General features: G+C 69.9%; 15 protein-coding genes. 13 read left to right on the forward strand and 2 right to left on the reverse strand.

Annotation, left to right across the window (positions count from 1 at the left end; all coding sequences use genetic code 11):
- Positions 1-217 precede the first annotated feature (217 nt).
- From HRC28_RS21400 to HRC28_RS21415, 4 genes are read left to right on the forward strand one after another with little or no spacing between them, the layout of a single operon-like run.
- Positions 218-1,411 (forward strand): S8 family peptidase, encoded by a 1,194-nt coding sequence (locus tag HRC28_RS21400; protein ID WP_182377391.1) that lies wholly within the window; start codon positions 218-220, stop codon positions 1,409-1,411.
- Positions 1,412-1,462: 51 nt separating this feature from the next.
- A complete protein-coding gene (locus HRC28_RS21405; protein WP_182377392.1) occupies positions 1,463-1,915 on the forward strand; it encodes a gamma-glutamylcyclotransferase family protein in 453 nt (150 codons plus the stop codon).
- A gap of 44 nt (positions 1,916-1,959) precedes the next feature.
- The gene (locus HRC28_RS21410; protein WP_182377393.1) at positions 1,960-3,456 is read left to right on the forward strand and encodes a serine/threonine protein kinase; all 1,497 of its coding nucleotides are present in this window, start codon (positions 1,960-1,962) and stop codon (positions 3,454-3,456) included.
- Positions 3,457-3,474: 18 nt separating this feature from the next.
- Positions 3,475-4,305, forward strand: coding sequence for a purine-nucleoside phosphorylase (locus tag HRC28_RS21415; RefSeq protein ID WP_182377394.1), 831 nt, complete (start codon positions 3,475-3,477; stop codon positions 4,303-4,305).
- 13 nt (positions 4,306-4,318) lie between these two features.
- Here HRC28_RS21415 and HRC28_RS21420 read toward each other — a convergent pair whose 3' ends face one another.
- Both HRC28_RS21420 and HRC28_RS21425 read right to left on the reverse strand, forming a co-directional pair.
- A complete protein-coding gene (locus HRC28_RS21420; protein ID WP_182377395.1) occupies positions 4,319-5,134 on the reverse strand; it encodes an ABC transporter permease in 816 nt (271 codons plus the stop codon).
- The gene (locus HRC28_RS21425) at positions 5,131-6,159 is read right to left on the reverse strand and encodes an ATP-binding cassette domain-containing protein (protein WP_237111600.1); all 1,029 of its coding nucleotides are present in this window, start codon (positions 6,157-6,159) and stop codon (positions 5,131-5,133) included. The genes HRC28_RS21420 and HRC28_RS21425 overlap by 4 nt, the downstream gene beginning before the upstream one ends.
- A gap of 62 nt (positions 6,160-6,221) precedes the next feature.
- On the opposite strand from HRC28_RS21425, the gene HRC28_RS21430 reads away from it, so the two are divergent.
- The 9 genes from HRC28_RS21430 to HRC28_RS21470 all read left to right on the forward strand — a co-directional run bounded on the left by HRC28_RS21430 (position 6,222) and on the right by HRC28_RS21470 (position 16,397).
- Positions 6,222-7,172 carry a YafY family protein gene (locus tag HRC28_RS21430; protein ID WP_182377396.1) on the forward strand — a complete coding sequence of 317 codons (951 nt, stop codon included), beginning with the start codon at positions 6,222-6,224 and terminating at the stop codon, positions 7,170-7,172.
- A gap of 169 nt (positions 7,173-7,341) precedes the next feature.
- A complete protein-coding gene (locus HRC28_RS21435; protein ID WP_182377397.1) occupies positions 7,342-8,469 on the forward strand; it encodes an ABC transporter substrate-binding protein in 1,128 nt (375 codons plus the stop codon).
- Positions 8,466-9,563, forward strand: a complete 1,098-nt coding sequence (locus HRC28_RS21440; protein ID WP_182377398.1) for an iron ABC transporter permease — start codon at positions 8,466-8,468, stop codon at positions 9,561-9,563. Before HRC28_RS21435 ends, HRC28_RS21440 begins: the two co-directional genes overlap by 4 nt.
- Entirely contained in the window at positions 9,560-10,369 is an 810-nt protein-coding gene (locus HRC28_RS21445; protein ID WP_182377399.1) for a heme ABC transporter ATP-binding protein, read from the forward strand. Before HRC28_RS21440 ends, HRC28_RS21445 begins: the two co-directional genes overlap by 4 nt.
- Positions 10,366-11,472, forward strand: coding sequence for a hypothetical protein (locus tag HRC28_RS21450; RefSeq protein WP_182377400.1), 1,107 nt, complete (start codon positions 10,366-10,368; stop codon positions 11,470-11,472). The genes HRC28_RS21445 and HRC28_RS21450 overlap by 4 nt, the downstream gene beginning before the upstream one ends.
- On the forward strand, positions 11,469-12,740 hold the full coding sequence (locus HRC28_RS21455; RefSeq protein ID WP_182377401.1) for a hypothetical protein: 1,272 nt from the start codon (positions 11,469-11,471) through the stop codon (positions 12,738-12,740). The genes HRC28_RS21450 and HRC28_RS21455 overlap by 4 nt, the downstream gene beginning before the upstream one ends.
- Positions 12,737-14,998 carry an Ig-like domain-containing protein gene (locus HRC28_RS21460; RefSeq protein ID WP_182377402.1) on the forward strand — a complete coding sequence of 754 codons (2,262 nt, stop codon included), beginning with the start codon at positions 12,737-12,739 and terminating at the stop codon, positions 14,996-14,998. The genes HRC28_RS21455 and HRC28_RS21460 overlap by 4 nt, the downstream gene beginning before the upstream one ends.
- Before the next feature lie 19 nt (positions 14,999-15,017).
- Positions 15,018-15,584 carry a TetR/AcrR family transcriptional regulator gene (locus HRC28_RS21465; RefSeq protein WP_182377403.1) on the forward strand — a complete coding sequence of 189 codons (567 nt, stop codon included), beginning with the start codon at positions 15,018-15,020 and terminating at the stop codon, positions 15,582-15,584.
- Positions 15,585-15,722: 138 nt separating this feature from the next.
- The gene (locus HRC28_RS21470; protein WP_182377404.1) at positions 15,723-16,397 is read left to right on the forward strand and encodes a biliverdin-producing heme oxygenase; all 675 of its coding nucleotides are present in this window, start codon (positions 15,723-15,725) and stop codon (positions 16,395-16,397) included.
- Positions 16,398-16,427 lie beyond the last annotated feature (30 nt).

Here is a 16,427-nt window from a genome sequence, read left to right on the forward strand (position 1 = left end):
CGCCAACGACACGCTCGCCAGCACCCACCAGCAGCGAAGCTCGAGGCGCCCGCCCGGGACAACCAGGACGGGCGCCTCACCCTGCCCTTGACAAGAGATCCCTACATATCAGTAGGCCCCACCCTTGTGTCCGTCATCACGTTCAGGGCAGAGTTCCGCCTACTCTCGGGTAGGGCGGCATGGGGCCGCTCCCCTTCAGCCAAGGAGCAGCTCCAGCATGTCTCGGATTCTCGGAATCATCGCTGCCTGCGCGCTCGCTTTTGCGACGCTCACGCAGATCCCCCTCCCGGCCGCACAGGCCGCTCCGGTCAAGGCCCAGTCCGCCGGTCTGCTCGACGTGATCGTCACGCTCAAGCCGACGGCCGACGCGCAGGCGACCGCCAACGCCCTCGTGACGAACAAGGGCGGCCAGGTCACCCACGTCTACCAGAACGCGATCAACGGCTTCGCGGCCACGCTGACTGACACGCTCCTCACGGTGCTCCGCGGTGACGCCCGGATCCAGTCGATCGAACTCGACCGCACCCTGCGGATCAACGACACCCAGACCCCCACGCCCAGCTGGGGCCTGGACCGCGTCGACCAGCGCAACCTGCCGCTGAACAACGCGTACACCTACAACACCACCGCCTCGGGCGTGGACGTGTACGTCGTCGACACCGGCATCCTCACCACGCACCCCGACTTCGGCGGGCGCGCGGTCCACGGCACCGACGCGATCGACGGTGACAGCAACGCGACCGACTGCAACGGCCACGGCACCCACGTGTCCGGCACCATCGGCGGCAACGCCTACGGCCTCGCCAAGCAGACAAAGCTGATCGGCGTCCGCGTCCTCGACTGCAACGGCTCGGGCGCCACGTCCGCCGTGATCGCCGGTCTCGACTGGGTCGTCGCCAACCACCAGGCCGGCAAGTCAGCCGTCGCCAACATGAGCCTCGGCGGTGGCGCCTCCACGACCCTCGACGCCGCCGTGCGTCGCGTGATCGCCGACGGCGTCACCATGGCCCTCGCCGCCGGTAACGAGAACTCCGACTCCTGTGGTGTCTCCCCGGCCCGCGTCGCCGAGGCCCTGACCGTCGCCGCGAGCGACCGCAACGACGCCCGCGCCAGCTTCTCCAACCGCGGCACCTGCGTCGACCTGTTCGCCCCCGGCGTCGACATCACCTCGGCCTGGCTGAACAACGGCACCAGCACGATCAGCGGTACGTCGATGGCGTCCCCGCACGTCGCCGCGGCCGCTGCGCTCTACCTGGCCACCCACCCGGGCGCCTCGCCCGCCACGGTGAACTCCGCGGTCCTCGCCGCCACCACCAAGGGCAAGATCACCGGCACCGCGCGCACCTGCGTGCTGCTCATCATCTGCTCGGCGGCCACCCCGGCCAACCACCTGCTCTACACCGGCAGCTGACGCCCTCGCGGCGTACGACGTCACACCCACGGCAGGCACTAGCCTGTCGCCGTGACGTCGTACGCCGCTTACGGCACCAACCTCGACCCGGCCCGCATGGGCGAGAGGTGCCCCCATTCGCCCCTGCAGACCACCGGGTGGCTCACCGGGTGGCGGCTCACGTTCGGTGGCGAGGAGCACGGTTGGGACGGCTCCCTGGCCACGATCGTGCAGGACCCGTTCGAGCAGGTCTTCGTCGCTGTGTACGACGTCAGCCCGCTCGACGAGCCGAACCTGGACCGCTGGGAATCGGCCGACTCCGGCCTCTACCGCCGCACGAAGGTCCGGATCGCGACCCTGGTCGGCGAGGTCGTGGCGTGGACCTACGTCCTGGACGCCTATGAGGGCGGGTTGCCCTCGGCGTCGTACCTCGGTGTCCTGTCGAACGCCGCCGAAGCCGCCGACGCCCCCGCCGACTACGTGAACGCGCTGCGTCGTCGCGCGTGCCGCTCCACCGGCCTCTGAGGGCGTGACCCCGCAGAACGTGAATCGTTGTCACGTTCATGCGCATGCCCCGCCTGGCCGCCCTCTGTGGCTCCCTGCTCCTGGCCACCACGGTCGCCGCGTGCGGCACCGTCCAGAACGTCCCGGACGACGTCCCGCCCGTTGACGTCGCCCAGGACCTGCCGGTGGCCGTCCGCCCGGCGGAGCCCGGCCTGCGCTCGGTGATGTGGGTCGGCAACAACTGGGACGGCACCGCGAGCATCGTCGACGCCAACTCCCTCGAGGTCCTCAAGCGGGGCGTGAACCTGATCCCGGACAAGGCCCAGGAGAAGCAGGCCATCCTGCTCAACCCGGTCTCGACGGTCTTCTACCTCGCCATCAACGCAGGCCCCGGCCAGGGCCACGACCAGTACGTCGACGACATGTTCACCACGATGGACGGCAAGTACCTCGCCGTCTCCCGGCCGAGCTTCGCCGACGTCGTCTGGATCGACATCGCCAAGGCAACCGCTGGCCGCACCGACTCCATCGTGCGCGAGCAGCAGATGGACGGCTACCGCACCGACCACATGCAGATCTCCAACGACGGCCGCCGCCTCCTGGTCTCCGACTCCACCAAGCGCCAGGTCATCGAGTACTCCATGGTCAACGCGACCGTGGACGGCAAGGCGATCAAGCTCGGCGACCGGCTGCGGACCTTCCCCTCCGGCGAGACGCCCCACGAGAGCAACTACACCGAGGACGGCGAGCGGATCCTGCACGCCTCCATCGGCCGCGTCTACACACCGGTCGACGACGTGAATCCGGTCGACGGCACCCTGCTGGGCCTCTCTCTCAACAAGTTCGGTCTCGGCGGCCTCGTCCCCATCCTGAGCAAGTTGCCGTGGGACGTCCTCGATGAAGCCGTCAAGGCAGACCGCTGGCTGCAGTACGTCGCCACCGACGACTTCGAGGTCCTCGAGCGCTGGAACATCGGGCACGAACTGGCCGAGGCCGGCCACCCGGGCATGAGCAGCGCGGTCCGCCCCGTGGCGGTCCACCCCGCCGGCCGGTACCTCTACCTCCAGGTCTCCTTCCTGCACGGGTACGTCGTCTTCGACACCCAGGCCGCGGACCTGAACGGGACGATGGACTACACCCTCGGCGGCGAGACCGAGCCGACGACCGGCGCGGTGGTCGACGTCGTACAACTCGAGAACCGTGTGCCGAACATGCTGCTCGAGCAGTACGTCAACGACTCCGCCCACCACGGCCTCGCGATCAGCGCCGACGGCGAGACCCTCTGCGCTGCCGGCACGATGGACGACTACGCCGCGCTGGTCGACTCCGAGACGGGCGAGGCGACGTACTTCGACGAGACCACCACCGGCCACCACTACGGCAAGCCGTACTGGACGACCGAAGGCCTCAACGAGACCTGCTGGGTGTCGCTGTCCGATGACGACGCGGTCGCGGTGCTCTCCACGGACACGATGGAGGAAGTGGCCTACCTGCCCGTCGGCAACCACCCGCAGCGGGTTCGTCACGGGTACGTCCCGGAACTCCTCGCTGCCGCTTGGTGACGGACTAGAGTCGCGTCCGTGACCGAGTCGACCTCGCCGTACTCCCTGGCCGATGCGGCCGCCGCCCGTCTGGCCGAACTGACCGGAGTGGCGCGCCACGACGTCGCGCTCGTGCTCGGCTCGGGGTGGCTGCCCGCCGCCGACGCCCTCGATCCGACCGGTGAGAACACCACCGAGATCGACGTGACCGACCTGCCGGGCTTCGCCGCCTCGGCAGTGGTCGGGCACTCAGGGAAGATCCGCTCGATCCGGCTGCCGGGTGTCGACGGCGCCGATGACAGGTACCTCCTCGCCTTCCTCAGCCGGACCCACTACTACGAGGGCAAGGGTGTCCCGGCCGTCGTGCACGGTGTGCGGTCGGCCGCGGCCGCTGGCTGCCGCGCCATCGTCCTCACCAACGGGTGCGGCGGCCTCAAGGAGACCTGGACGCCGGGCACCCCCGTGCTGATCAGCGACCACATCAACCTGACCGGCCAGTCCCCCATCGTCGGCGCCAACTTCGTCGACCTCACCGACCTCTACTCCGCACGCCTGCGCGACCTGTGTCGGACCGTCGAGCCGACCCTGGACGAGGGCGTCTACGTCCAGTTCACCGGCCCCCACTACGAGACGCCCGCCGAGGTCCGGATGGCCGGGATCCTCGGCGGACACCTCGTCGGCATGAGTACGACGCTCGAGGCGATCGCCGCCCGCGAGGCCGGGATGGAGATCCTCGGCATCAGCCTGGTCACCAACCTCGCCGCGGGACTCAGCGGCGAACCGCTCGACCACGCCGAGGTGCTCGAAGCCGGTCGCTCCGCTGCCACCCGGATGGGCGCATTGCTGGGCGAGATCGTCCCGCGGATCTGACGCCGGGCCGGGCCTAGCTGGCCCGGTTCATCGTCCGCACGCCGACCCACAGGCCGAACGCACCGACCAGCAACGAGGCTCCGAAGCCGGCGGCCACGGTGTCCATCGGGAACGAGCCGGCGAACAGGTGGCGTTCGGCGTCGACGACGTACTTCATCGGGTTGAGGTCGGACGCCGTCTTCAACCAGCCCGGCGCACCGTCGATCGGCAGCAGGACTCCGCTGAGCAACAGCAGCGGGAAGATCGCGGTCTGCTGCACGGTCCAGAACACCCACGCCTGCTCCTTGGCTGCGATGGCCAGGGCCAGGCTCAGCGCGCCGAGGCCGACACTGAACGGCACCAGCACGAGGATGCCGGTGAGCACGCCGAACAGGTGCAGGTCGAAGCTGAACGGCGTCACGACCGCCACGATGATCACGGTCTGCAGGACCAGCGGCACCATCTCGCGCAGCGACTTCCCGACCATCAGGGCGGAGCGGCGGACGGGCGAGACGAGCAGCCGCTCGAAGGAGCCGCTGATGATCTCCTCGCTCAGGTTGGCGCCGGTGAAGGACGCACTCATCAGCGCGGTCATGGCGACGATGCCGGGCACGAACCACTGCAGCGCCGAGCCGTCACCGGTGTCCGGAAGGAGCGGCGCGAACAGGCCGAGGAAGACCAGCGGCTGCACCATCGCGAACAGCACGGACACCGGCTGGCGCAGCACCGGCTGCAGTTCGCGGACGAGGACGTTGACGATGTCGGCGACGAGGCCGACCGACTTCGCCGGGACAGGAGTACGACGAACGGCGGGCGCCGTTGCCGCGGGGGTCTCGATGTCGATGGTCATGCTGCCGCTCCTTCAGTCGTGGCGGTGGTGGCGGTCTCGTTCTGGGACTCACGCAGGCTGCGGCCGGTGAGGTTGAGGAAGACGTCGTCGAGCGTGGGGCCCGCGACTTCGAGTCGGGTGACGGGAGTGCCGGCAGCGGCGAGGTCGGTGACCAGCCCGGGCGCGGCGTCGCGGCCGTAGGCGGCCCGCACGGTCACATGGGTGCCGTTGACGGTGATCTGCGCTCCGGCGATGCGGTCGGCTCGCTCGGCGGCTGCCCGCGCGGCCTGCACGTCGGCGAACTCCATCGCGACGAGGTCACCGAGGGCCGACTTGAGAGCACCGGCGGTGTCGTCAGCGATCACCTGGCCGTGGTCGATGACGATCACCCGGCCGGCGAGCGCGTCGGCCTCTTCGAGGTAGTGCGTGGTGAGCACGATCGTGGTGCCGAGGTCGGCGTTGAGGCGACGCACCTGCTCCTGCAGGTTGGCCCGGTTCTGCGGGTCCAGACCGGTGGACGGCTCGTCGAGGAAGAGGATCGGCGGCTCCTGGACGAGCCCGATGGCCACGTCGAGCCGGCGGCGCTGGCCGCCGGAGAGCTGGGCGACCGGCCGGTCGGCGTGCTCGGTCAGGTCGAACGCCTCGAGCAGCTCCTCGGTGCGCACCCGCGCGTCGCGCCGCGACAGTCCGTGTGCCCGCGCCTGACACATCACCTCGTCCCGACCACGGAACTGGTGGCCCGCGGCATTGCCCTGGCCGACGTACCCGATCGATCGCCGGACGGCGGCGCGCTCGCGCACGACGTCGAAGCCCGCGACCTCGGCCGATCCCTCGGTCGGGGCGATCAGCGTGGTCAGCATGCGCAGCGTCGTGGACTTGCCGGCGCCGTTCGGTCCGAGGAACGCGACCAGCTCGCCGGCCGCGACCTCCAGGTCGAGGCCGCGCACGGCCTCGATCGTCTCCTTGCCTCGGGTGAAGCGGCGGGTGAGTCCGACGGTGCGGATGACCGGGCCACTGTCCTGATTCCTGCTCTGGTTCATCTCCATGACCACCACGCTAGGAATGCTTTAGGTCAGTTTCTGTCCTGAATCCGACCTATTCTGAATCCATGAGTACGAGCGCCCGCATGCTCCGCCTGCTGTCCCTGCTGCAGACCCACCGGTTCTGGGCCGGCGGCGACCTGGCCGACCGGCTGGAGGTCAGCGAGCGGACCGTGCGGCGCGACGTCGAGCGCCTGCGCGAGCTCGGGTACGACGTCGATGCGGTGCGCGGCGTGGCCGGCGGCTACCAGTTGCGGGCCGGCGGCGCGATGGCTCCGTTGCTGCTCGAGGACGACGAGGCGGTCGCCATCGCGGTCGGCCTCCGCGCGGCGGCCGGCGGCGGCGTACCCGGCTTCGAGGACACGGCCGTGCAGGCCCTGACCAAGGTGATCGGCCTGATGCCGCCGCGACTGCGGCGCCGGATGGACGCCCTCAAGACGCAGACCGATGCCCTCCCGTGGTCCGGTGGACCGACGCTCGACGCGGAAGTGCTGACGACGCTCGCCCAGGCCTGTCGCGACGACGAACCGGTGTCCTTCGGCTACACCGCGGCCGATGGCGCCGCGACCACGCGCCGCGTCGAGCCGCACCGGATGGTCAACATCGGCCGCCGCTGGTACCTCGTCGCCTACGACCGCGACCGCCACGACTGGCGCTCCTTCCGCATCGACCGGATCGCGGGTACGCCGACCACGACCGGGCAGCGGTTCGCACCGCGCGAGGTGCCCGGTGGCGACGCGGTCGCCTTCGTCAGCAACGGCCTGCGCAGCCGCCCCCAGCGCCACCAGGTGCGGGTACGGATGGCCGCACCAGCGGCGGACGTCGAGGCCTACATGGGCCGTTGGGGCAACGTCGAGGCGACCGGCGACTCGTGCGTGATGACGCTCAACACCGACAGCCTCGACTGGGCGGTGATGATCCTCGCGAACTTCGACTGCGACTTCACCGTGGAGGAGCCGACCGAGCTCGTCGAGGTGCTCTCCCGGGTGGGCCGGCGGTTCGCGGACGCCACTGCGTGACCCTCGACCGAGGTTGACTGACAACTCGTCAGATCCCTTGGCACCCCGCCCGCACGGCCAGGAGGCGCGTTTTCCCGCGTGACGGGACTCTCAATTAGGCATGCCTAACAATCGTGTTAGGGTCACCTTTGTCCGCCAGATGTTGACACTCTGACAGCAAAGAGCCCTCATGCTTCCCCCGACCCGCCGCCGCCCTGCCGGTGTCCTGGCCAGCCTTGCGGCCCTCCTCCTCTTCTCGGCCTGCGGCGCGGTCCTCGACACCGCCGGCGGCCACGGGAAGGACGCGCCGGACACCGAGGTTCCCTCGATCAGCGACGTCGCCGCGCTGCCGGATCCGAAGGCCTGGCAGGGCGCCGTCGACATCAACCTGCCCGAGCCGGACATCCGCCCGGTCGAGGAGAACCCCACACCGCAACTCCCCGCCCGGGTCACCGATGCGCAGGGCACCGCGGTCACCGTCACGGACGTCGACCGGATCCTTGCGCTCGACATCTACGGCACCCTCTCGCAGACCGTGTTCGAGCTCGGGCTGGGCGACAACATCGTCGGGCGCGACGTCTCCTCGGCCTACGAGGAGATCGAAGACCGGCCGCTGGTCACCCAGAACGGCCACGAACTCAACGCCGAGGCCATGCTCGAGCTCGACCCCACGGTCGTCATCACCGACACGTCGCTCGGCCCGTGGGACGTCGTACTCCAGATCCGCGACGCGGGCATTCCGGTCGTCGTCGTCGACGCGGACCGCAACCTCGCGAACCTCGCCTCACTCACCCAGGAAGTGGCCGACGCCCTCGGCCTGCCCGCGCAGGGCAAGCTCCTCGGCCAGCGCATCGAGGACGAAGCCGCAGCAGCCCAGGCCGAGATCGCCGAGGTCGCTCCGCAGGACGTCACCGGCCAGCTCCGCATGATCTTCCTGTACGTCCGCGGCCAGGCGAACGTCTATTACATGTTCGGCAAGGACTCCGGAGCCGACGCCCTCATCACCGCCGTGGGTGGGTACGACGTCAGCAGCGAGATCGGCTGGTCCGGCATGAAGCCGGTCAACGACGAAGGTCTGATCAAGGCCCAGCCGGACGCCATCGTGATGATGAGCAACGGCCTGGACTCGATCGGCGGCGTCGACGGCCTGCTCGACCAGTTCCCCGCGCTGGCGCAGACACCGGCCGGTGAGAACAAGCGGGTCATCGCGATGGACGACACCCAGGTCCTCAGTTACGGCCCGCGTACGGCGGCCGTCCTCAACGCACTCGCCGTCGCCCTCTATGCACCCGACCGCCTGCCCGGTGGTGGCTCGTGACCATCACCCGCCTCGCACCCGCGCCGGTCGTCAGCGAGACGGCGCTGCTCGATCGCCGCCGTCGACGGCGCGTCGCGCTGCTCTACGTCGGCCTGGTCGTCGGGCTCGTCGTGGCCACGCTCGTGGCCGGTGGTTCCGGTCAGTTGCAGATCCCCCTCAACGAGATCCTCGGCTCGATCGCCCACCGGGTCGGACTCGACGTCGGGCCCATGCCCAGCCACCCGCGCGGCGAGTACACGCTCTGGAACGTCCGGTTCTCCCGCATCGCGATGGCCGTCATCGTCGGCGCCTCGCTCGCCGTCGCCGGTGCCGCGATGCAGGGCGTCTTCGGCAACCCGCTCGCCGAGCCCAGCGTCGTGGGCGTCTCCTCCGGTGCGGCCGTGGCTGCCGGAGCCGCGATCGTCTTCGGCCTCCGGTTCGCGGGCGACTGGTCGATCCCGGTGTGCGCCTTCCTCGGCGGCCTGGTCACGACCCTGCTCGTCTACGCCCTGTCCCGCTCCGACGGCCGCACGGAGGTCGTCACTCTCGTGCTGACCGGCATCGCGGTGAACGCCGTGGCCGGCGCGCTGCTCGCCCTGCTGATGTTCCTCGGCGACACCCAGGCCCGCGAGTCCATCGTGTTCTGGCAACTGGGCAGCCTCAACGGAAGTCGTTGGACGTACGTCGTCGTGGTCGCGCCGATCGCCCTCGTCGGCGTGGTGATCGCCCTGGCCTGCGCCCGCAGCCTCGACCTGCTCGCCCTCGGCGAGCGCTCGGCCCGCCACCTCGGCGTCAACGTCGAGGCGCTGCGGATCGTGCTGATCGTGGTCGTCGCGCTGCTGACAGCAGCCGCCGTCAGCTTCTGCGGCATCGTCGCGTTCGTCGGCCTGATCGTGCCGCACCTGGTGCGGATGGTCACGGGTCCCGCGCACCGCGTCCTGCTGACCGCGTCCATGCTCGCCGGAGCGCTGGTGCTGATCTGCGCCGACACGGTCGCGCGCACCTTCATCGCCTACACCGACCTCCCGCTCGGCATGTTGACCTCGCTCGTCGGCGGACCGTTCTTCTTCTGGCTGCTGCGCCGCACCCGCAAGACGTCGGGAGGCTGGGCATGAGCACGCATCCCGTCGCGCTGGAGGCCCGCAGGGTCACCCTCAGCTACGGCCGTCGACCGATCCTCGACTCCGTCGACCTGCAGGTACGACGACACGAAGTGCTGGCGCTGGTCGGACCCAATGGCGCCGGGAAGTCGACGCTGCTCTCGGTTCTTGCCGGAGACCTCGATCCGGACGAGGGCGAGGTACTCCTCAAGGGCAGGCCGCTGGCCCGGTGGAAGTTGCGCGAGATGGCCCGCAAGCGGGCGGTCCTGACGCAGGAGCACCGGATCTCGTTCCCGTTCCCGGCCGCCGACGTGGTCCGGATGGGCCGCTCCCCGTGGCGCGGTCTGCCCGAGGAGGACGAGGACGATCTCGTCGTCGCCGAGGCGATCCGCACCACCGACATCGAGTACCTGGCCGGGCAGTCGTTCGGCCTGCTCTCCGGCGGCGAGAAGGGACGCACCTCGTTCGCGCGGGCGCTGGCCCAGCGCACCGGGATCCTGCTGCTCGACGAGCCCACCGCGGCGCTCGACATCGGCCACCAGGAGACGGTGCTCAGTCGGGCGCGCTCCGAGGCCGCTGGCGGCGCAGCCGTGGTCGTCGTACTCCATGACCTGACGCTGGCCGCTGCCTGGTCGGACCGGATCGCCCTGTTGCACCGGGGCCGAGTGACCGCCGAGGGCGTGCCTGCCGACGTGTTCACGGCGCCGCTGCTGAGCCTCGTCTACGACCACCCGATCGATGTTCTTCCGCACCCGGCGACCGGCGAACTGCTGGTCCTTCCGGACCGTCGCGGCGTCCTTTCGCGAGAGGAGACAGCGTGATTCGCATCGCCTTGATGGCGGGTCTGATGTCCGCCGGCCTGACCACCACCGCGACCGCCGTCGCCCCGGCGCCGGCGCCGGCTGCCGCCCGCATCAGCGTGGTCAACGACAAGGGCACGGCGACCGCCGACAACAGGTACCGCACGAAGCTGACGATCAACGGCGCCGGCTTCCAGTCGGTGCAGGGCGGGTTCGGCGGGGTCTACGTCATGTTCGGCTGGGTCGACGACGCCCGCGGCGGGTCGTGGAAGCCGTCGAAGGGCGGAGTGACCGGCAGCGACTACCGCTACATCCCCGATTCCGAGGACGCCAGCAACCAGGGCTACCTCCGCTTCGTTGCCTTCCCCGGTGGTTCGACCACAGCCGAGGCGCACGCGGTCCTCTCGAAGTCGGGTGGGTTCCAGGTCAAGCTCACCGTGCCGGGACCGACGTTCCAGAGCGTCGACCGCAACGGCAAGGTCGGCACCGTCGACTGCACCAAGGTGACCTGCGGCGTCATCACGATCGGCGCGCACGGGGTGAAGAACCCCGCCAACGAGACCTTCACCCCCGTCCGGTTCACCAGCGTGTACGACGCCGCGCCGGCCGCGTCGTCGAACGAGGACGCTCCCGCCGCGACTGCCGACCAGGCTCCGGTCACCCAGGGCAGCGTCGCCACCCCGACGGACGCAAAGCCGGTGAAGACAGGCGCGCCCAGGGTCATCACCGACCGACTGACCGCCAAGGTCGGCAACACGCTTGCGTTCACCGGGACCGGGTTCACGCCCGGCGAGCAGGTGCTCGGGATCCTCGACGACGGTGTCGCCGGGATCGGTCCGATGGTCGCGGGGCCCTCGGGCGAGGTCGCCGGCATCCTGCCGCTGCCGGGCGACCTCGCCCCTGGCACGCACGAGTTGCGGCTGACCGGTGCGGCCTCGGGCAGTGCGGCCAACGAGCGCTTCGCAGTCCGCGCGGCGGACAACGCAGCCGACATGAAGGCGGTCGCGGACGACACCGACGAGGCGCTCAGCGGCGCCCGAATCTTCTTGGTCGCAGCGGCCGCTGTGTTGGCGCTGGCCGTGCTCGGCCTGTTCCTGCGCCGCCGTCGCGGAGTGCGCGCATGAGCCGCCGTGGGTGGGCCGTGCTTGCCACGATCACCGCCCTGTTCGGCCTCGTCGCGAGCACCACGTCCCCGGCCGCGGCCGACGACACGACCGAGCCGTTCGCCGTCAGCGACGCGGTGTTCCGCTGGGGCATCAACGACGAGAGCAACAACAACGCGTTCGCTCCCGGTACCTACAACTTCCTGTCGGCGGGCATCGCCCCGGACCCGGGCACAGGTGGGCAGGTCATCTCCAACGACGCGAAGTGGCCGAGCACCGGCGCGACCGCGTGGCGCGGTCAGAGCGGCTCCGTCCGGATCGAAAAGGTCACCTCCTCCGGTCCCCAACTCGCGACCTTCGCCGGGCTCAAGACCGGCCCCGACGGCCAGTCCCTCGGTGGTCCGACGGTCCCGATCTTCAGCAACCACCAGGCTGTTCTCTCCGGCGGCGCCGGCCAGGTCGACCCGGAAGCCGGCACCGCCACGATCCGCTGGACCGGCTCCTTCACGGTCTTCTACTACTCCGGCATGTCGTTCTTCACGGTCACCGACCCGACGCTCGAGGTCACGCCGACCTCGGCCCGGATCACCGCGACCGGATCGGGCTACTCCAGTTCGATGGACGACGAGTCGGTGTGGCAGCCGGTCGCCCCGACCACCATCACGCTCGCCGAACTGGAGACCGTCGACGAGACCGACCTCGCCGCCGAGAACGGCTTCTCAGCGGCCACGAAGTACCTCGGTGTCCGGTACGACGCCCCCGCCGCCGGCACCACGCAGGTTCGCACCGGCGAGCACTGGGGTGCGTTCCCGGGGTCGATGCTCGGCTTCCTCGAGAAGGTCGGCATGACGTCCTACTGGTACTCCTCCGGCGGCAGCAACGACCGCTTCAAGGTCCCGCACCCCGTCACGGTGAGCTGGGACGCGAAGACCGCGATCGTGCCCGAAACCCCCGTAACTCCGGTACTTCCACAGCTTCCGGTGAACCCCGCCGGCGAGGCGCCGCCCACGATCATCCGCGTCCCTTCGGCCCCTGTCGTCGTACAACGTCCGACGCCGGCGCTGCCGACACCTGTCGCCCCGCCCGTACCGGCGCCTGCCCAGGTGACACCGGCGTCGTACTCGCCGCCCGTCGTCTACGCACTGACCTCCTCCCCCACCTCCAGCACGGACCGACCCGCCGGGTCGAACCACGCCTGGGAGTGGTCGCTCGGATTCCTCCTGTTGCTCGGGGCAGCCGGAATCACCGTCTTCACTCCCCGCATGACCCGCCTGAAAGGAACCCGATGAAATCCGTACGTCGGAGCATCGCCGGCATCGCTGCCGCAGCTCTCACCACCACGGGACTGTCCGTCCTGAGCCTGGCCACCGCCCCTGAGGCCCACGCGGCGGAGGTGAGCGTCGACGACGCCGTCTTCCGCTGGGGCATCAACACCGAGGCCAGCAGCGCGGCGTTCGCGCCCGGCCACTGGAACCTCGCGTCTGCCGGCAAGGTCGGCAACCCGGGTGCCGGCGGCCAGCGACTGAACAGCGCCGACGACGGCGCCACCTGGAGCCCCAACGCCACTGCGGCGGGCTGGACCAACCAGTCCGGCAACGTCACGATCGAGGACCTGCAGACGGGTGGCACCTACGCACCGACCACGTTCCTCGGCACCCGCGCGAACACCGAGGGTGTCAACGGCACGACCAGCAACGGCATCAGCGGCGAGACCCAGTTGGTCTTCCGCAACGGCACCGGCACGGTGGACGCCGCGGCCAACACCGCCTCGATCCAGTGGGACGGTGACGCCAGCATCCTCTACTACTCCGGCCTCACCTTCTTCTACCTCTCCGACCCGGAGCTGACGGTCGCTGCCGACGGCACCGGCGAGGTGACCGCCACGGTCGACGGCTACGCCACCTCGCAGGCCGACCCGACGCAGTGGAACGACCTCGCAGAGCAGGAGGTCACCCTCGCGACGCTGACCGGTGTCGACGTCGAGCAGCTCGGCTTCACTTCGACCCCGGACTACCTCGGTGTCGCGTACGACGCCCCCGAGGGCGCCACCCCGCAGTCGCAGGTCAACGCGAACTGGGGCGCCTTCCCGCAGGACTTCGTCGACTTCCAGCAACTCACCGGCGGCAGTTCGTACTGGTACTCGTCGGGCAGCAGCGCCGACGTCCGCAAGCCCACGCTTCCGCTCCAGGTGTCGTACGACGCCACGCCCGCCGCCCCGAGCGTGCAGGTGTCCAAGACCCAGTTCCTGCCGTCGGGCAGCTACGCGGTGACGGTGAACGGAACCGGGTTCGACCCGGCGCTGGCGACCGGAACCCGCCCGCCGCTGTCCGGCAAGCCGGGCGGTACCTACGTGGTCTTCGGCAAGTTCGCCGAGAACTGGCGCCCGTCCCTGGCGGCGCCCAGTTCCAGCCGCAAGAACACCGCGCAGAAGTGGGCCGTCCTGGCGGCCGACATGGCCACCATCGGCGGCGCGAACGCGGGAGCCGTCGAGCTCACCCCGCAGGGCACCTTCACTGCTGTCCTGACCGTCTCCAAGTCAGCCATCGACGCGATCGCGACCGACCCGAGCCTGGTCAACTACGGCATCTACACCTACCCGGGGAGCGGCGGCGTCGCCGCGTCGTACGAGACCTACACCCCGGTCACCTTCGCGGCCCAGCCCGGCGTCGCGGAGATCACCCTGGACTCCGCTCCGGACCAGGACTTCGCTGGCGCCGCGACGATCACCGTCGAGGACGCCGAAGGGGCTCCCGCCACCGGCGATGTCACCGTCACCGTCACCGACAGCGCCGACGTGGTCCTCACCACGGACACGCTGCCCCTGGTCGACGGCGCGGTTCCGATCACCCTGCTCCCCGGCAACGCCGGCGAGTACACCGTCACTGCGACGTACGCCGGAAACGCCAACATCACCGAGGCCGAGGCCACCCTCGACTACACGATCGCGAAGGCGACGGCCACGGCTGCGGTCGTGGTGACCAAGATTCCGACGCCCCTAGCGGTCGGAACCGCGAAGGTCACCGTCAACACCTCGGTCGGAACCCCCACCGGGAACGTCCAGGTCCAGGTGAAGACCTCCGGCGGTGCGGTCCTCGGGACCACGTCCGGCCCCATCGACGCCAACGGCGTGGCAACGGTCGCGCTGGCCCGGCGACTGCCCGGCACCTACGCGCTCGTCGCCACCCAACCCGGTAGCGCGAACGTGAACCCGACGACCAAGACCGTCAACTTCACCGTGGCCAAGGTTGCCGCGGTGTGGAGCTCCGGCTGGAACCGCAAGCCCACCCCCGGGCGCACCGGCAGCCTCCGGATCCGCGTGACCGGCGGCGGCGTCGGCGCCGCCACCGGAGTCCTCACGGTTCGGTTGAAGAACAGCAACGGCAAGGTCCTCCGGACCGCGCGGATCAGGCTCGACCGGGCCGGGCTCGCGACCGTGTCGCTGCCGAAGCTGCGGGCGGGAAGGTACGCCGTCGTGGCGACGTACCCCGGTGACAGCAAGGTCAAGCCGGGCACCACCACCGTGCGGTTCGCCTCCGTACGTCGCTGACCGACCTAGAATCGGAACCGTGCCGAAGATCGCCGCAGACACCGTTCCCGCCCACCGCGACATGGTGCGGCGGCAGATCTTCACGGCCTTCGGCGACCTGATGGACGAGCGCAGCTTCGACGCCATCACGATGGCGCAGATCGCGGCGCGGGCGGGCATCGGTCGTACGGCGATCTATCACCACTTCAAGGACAAGGAAGCGGTCGTCGTCTCCTTCGCGACGGAGGAGACGGCGACCTACCTGGCCGACCTGCGCCGGGACCTGGACCTGGTCCCGGACCCGGTCGCGAAGATCCGGGTCTACCTGCGCCACCAGCTCCAGGCCGGCCAGCAATTCCACACCGGCATGGGCGGGATTCTCTACCACCTGCTCTCGGAAGAGGCGATGGAGAAGATCCACGACCACGTGGCCGCGGTGGAGGAAGTCCTCGAGGACATCCTCGACGAGGGGATCGCCAGCGGCGCGTTCCGCGTCTCGGACCGCAAGGCCGCGATGTCGTTGCTGCACGCCGCCCTGGCCACGCGGCAACTGCCATTGGCCGCGGTCGAGGAGTTCGTCCTGCGCGGCCTCGGCCACATGAACTGACTCCTGCTCGTCGGCTCCCTTGTCGGCCAGTTAGGCAAACCTAAGAAATGTGTCGCTGTCGTCTTGACAGGGCACTCCAACTTGCTGACACTTAGTCAGTAAGTTGTCGATCATCTTCTGCTCGAGGAGCACACCGCCATGTCCGTGGCCACCACCATCCGTGACGAGGACCTGACCCTCTCCACCGCCATGCGCGAGGGTTCCCGTGCCGAGCACGTGGCCGCAGAGAGCTCGGTCTTCATGGCCGAGCTCCTCGACGGCAAGCTGACGGCCGCCGCGTACGCCGACCTGCTGCTCCGCCTGCGCCGCGTCTACTCCGCGCTCGAGGAGACCGTCACCGCAAACGCCGCCGACCCGATCGTCGCCGCGGTCCACGACACCGCCCTCGAACGCCTCGCCGCGATCGACGCCGACCTCGCGTACTGGGCGCCCGGCGTCGACGCCGAGAACATCAACTCCCCCGCCGCCGCGGCCTACGTCGCCCGGATCCGCGCCGGCGGCGCCTGGGGCGGCCTGCTCCTCGCCCACCACTACACGCGCTACCTCGGCGACCTCTCCGGCGGCCAGGTCATCGGACGCGTCCTGCAGCGCACCTTCGACCTCCCCGAGGGCCAGGGCATCTCGTTCTACGACTTCCCGGAGATCCCCAAGCCCAAGCCGTACAAGGACAACTACCGCGCCAGCCTCGACGGCCTCGGCCTGTCAGCCGACGACGTCACCCGCGTGGTCGACGAGGTTCGCGTGGTCTTCTCGCTCAACCAGGGGTTGTTCGACGAGCTGGGCGAGCGGATCGCGGAGTACCGCACCGCGTAGGCAGCTGGTCGCCTGCATCTGCGTAGGGTG

The organism is Nocardioides sp. WS12, from assembly GCF_014108865.1.
GTDB lineage: Bacteria > Actinomycetota > Actinomycetes > Propionibacteriales > Nocardioidaceae > Nocardioides.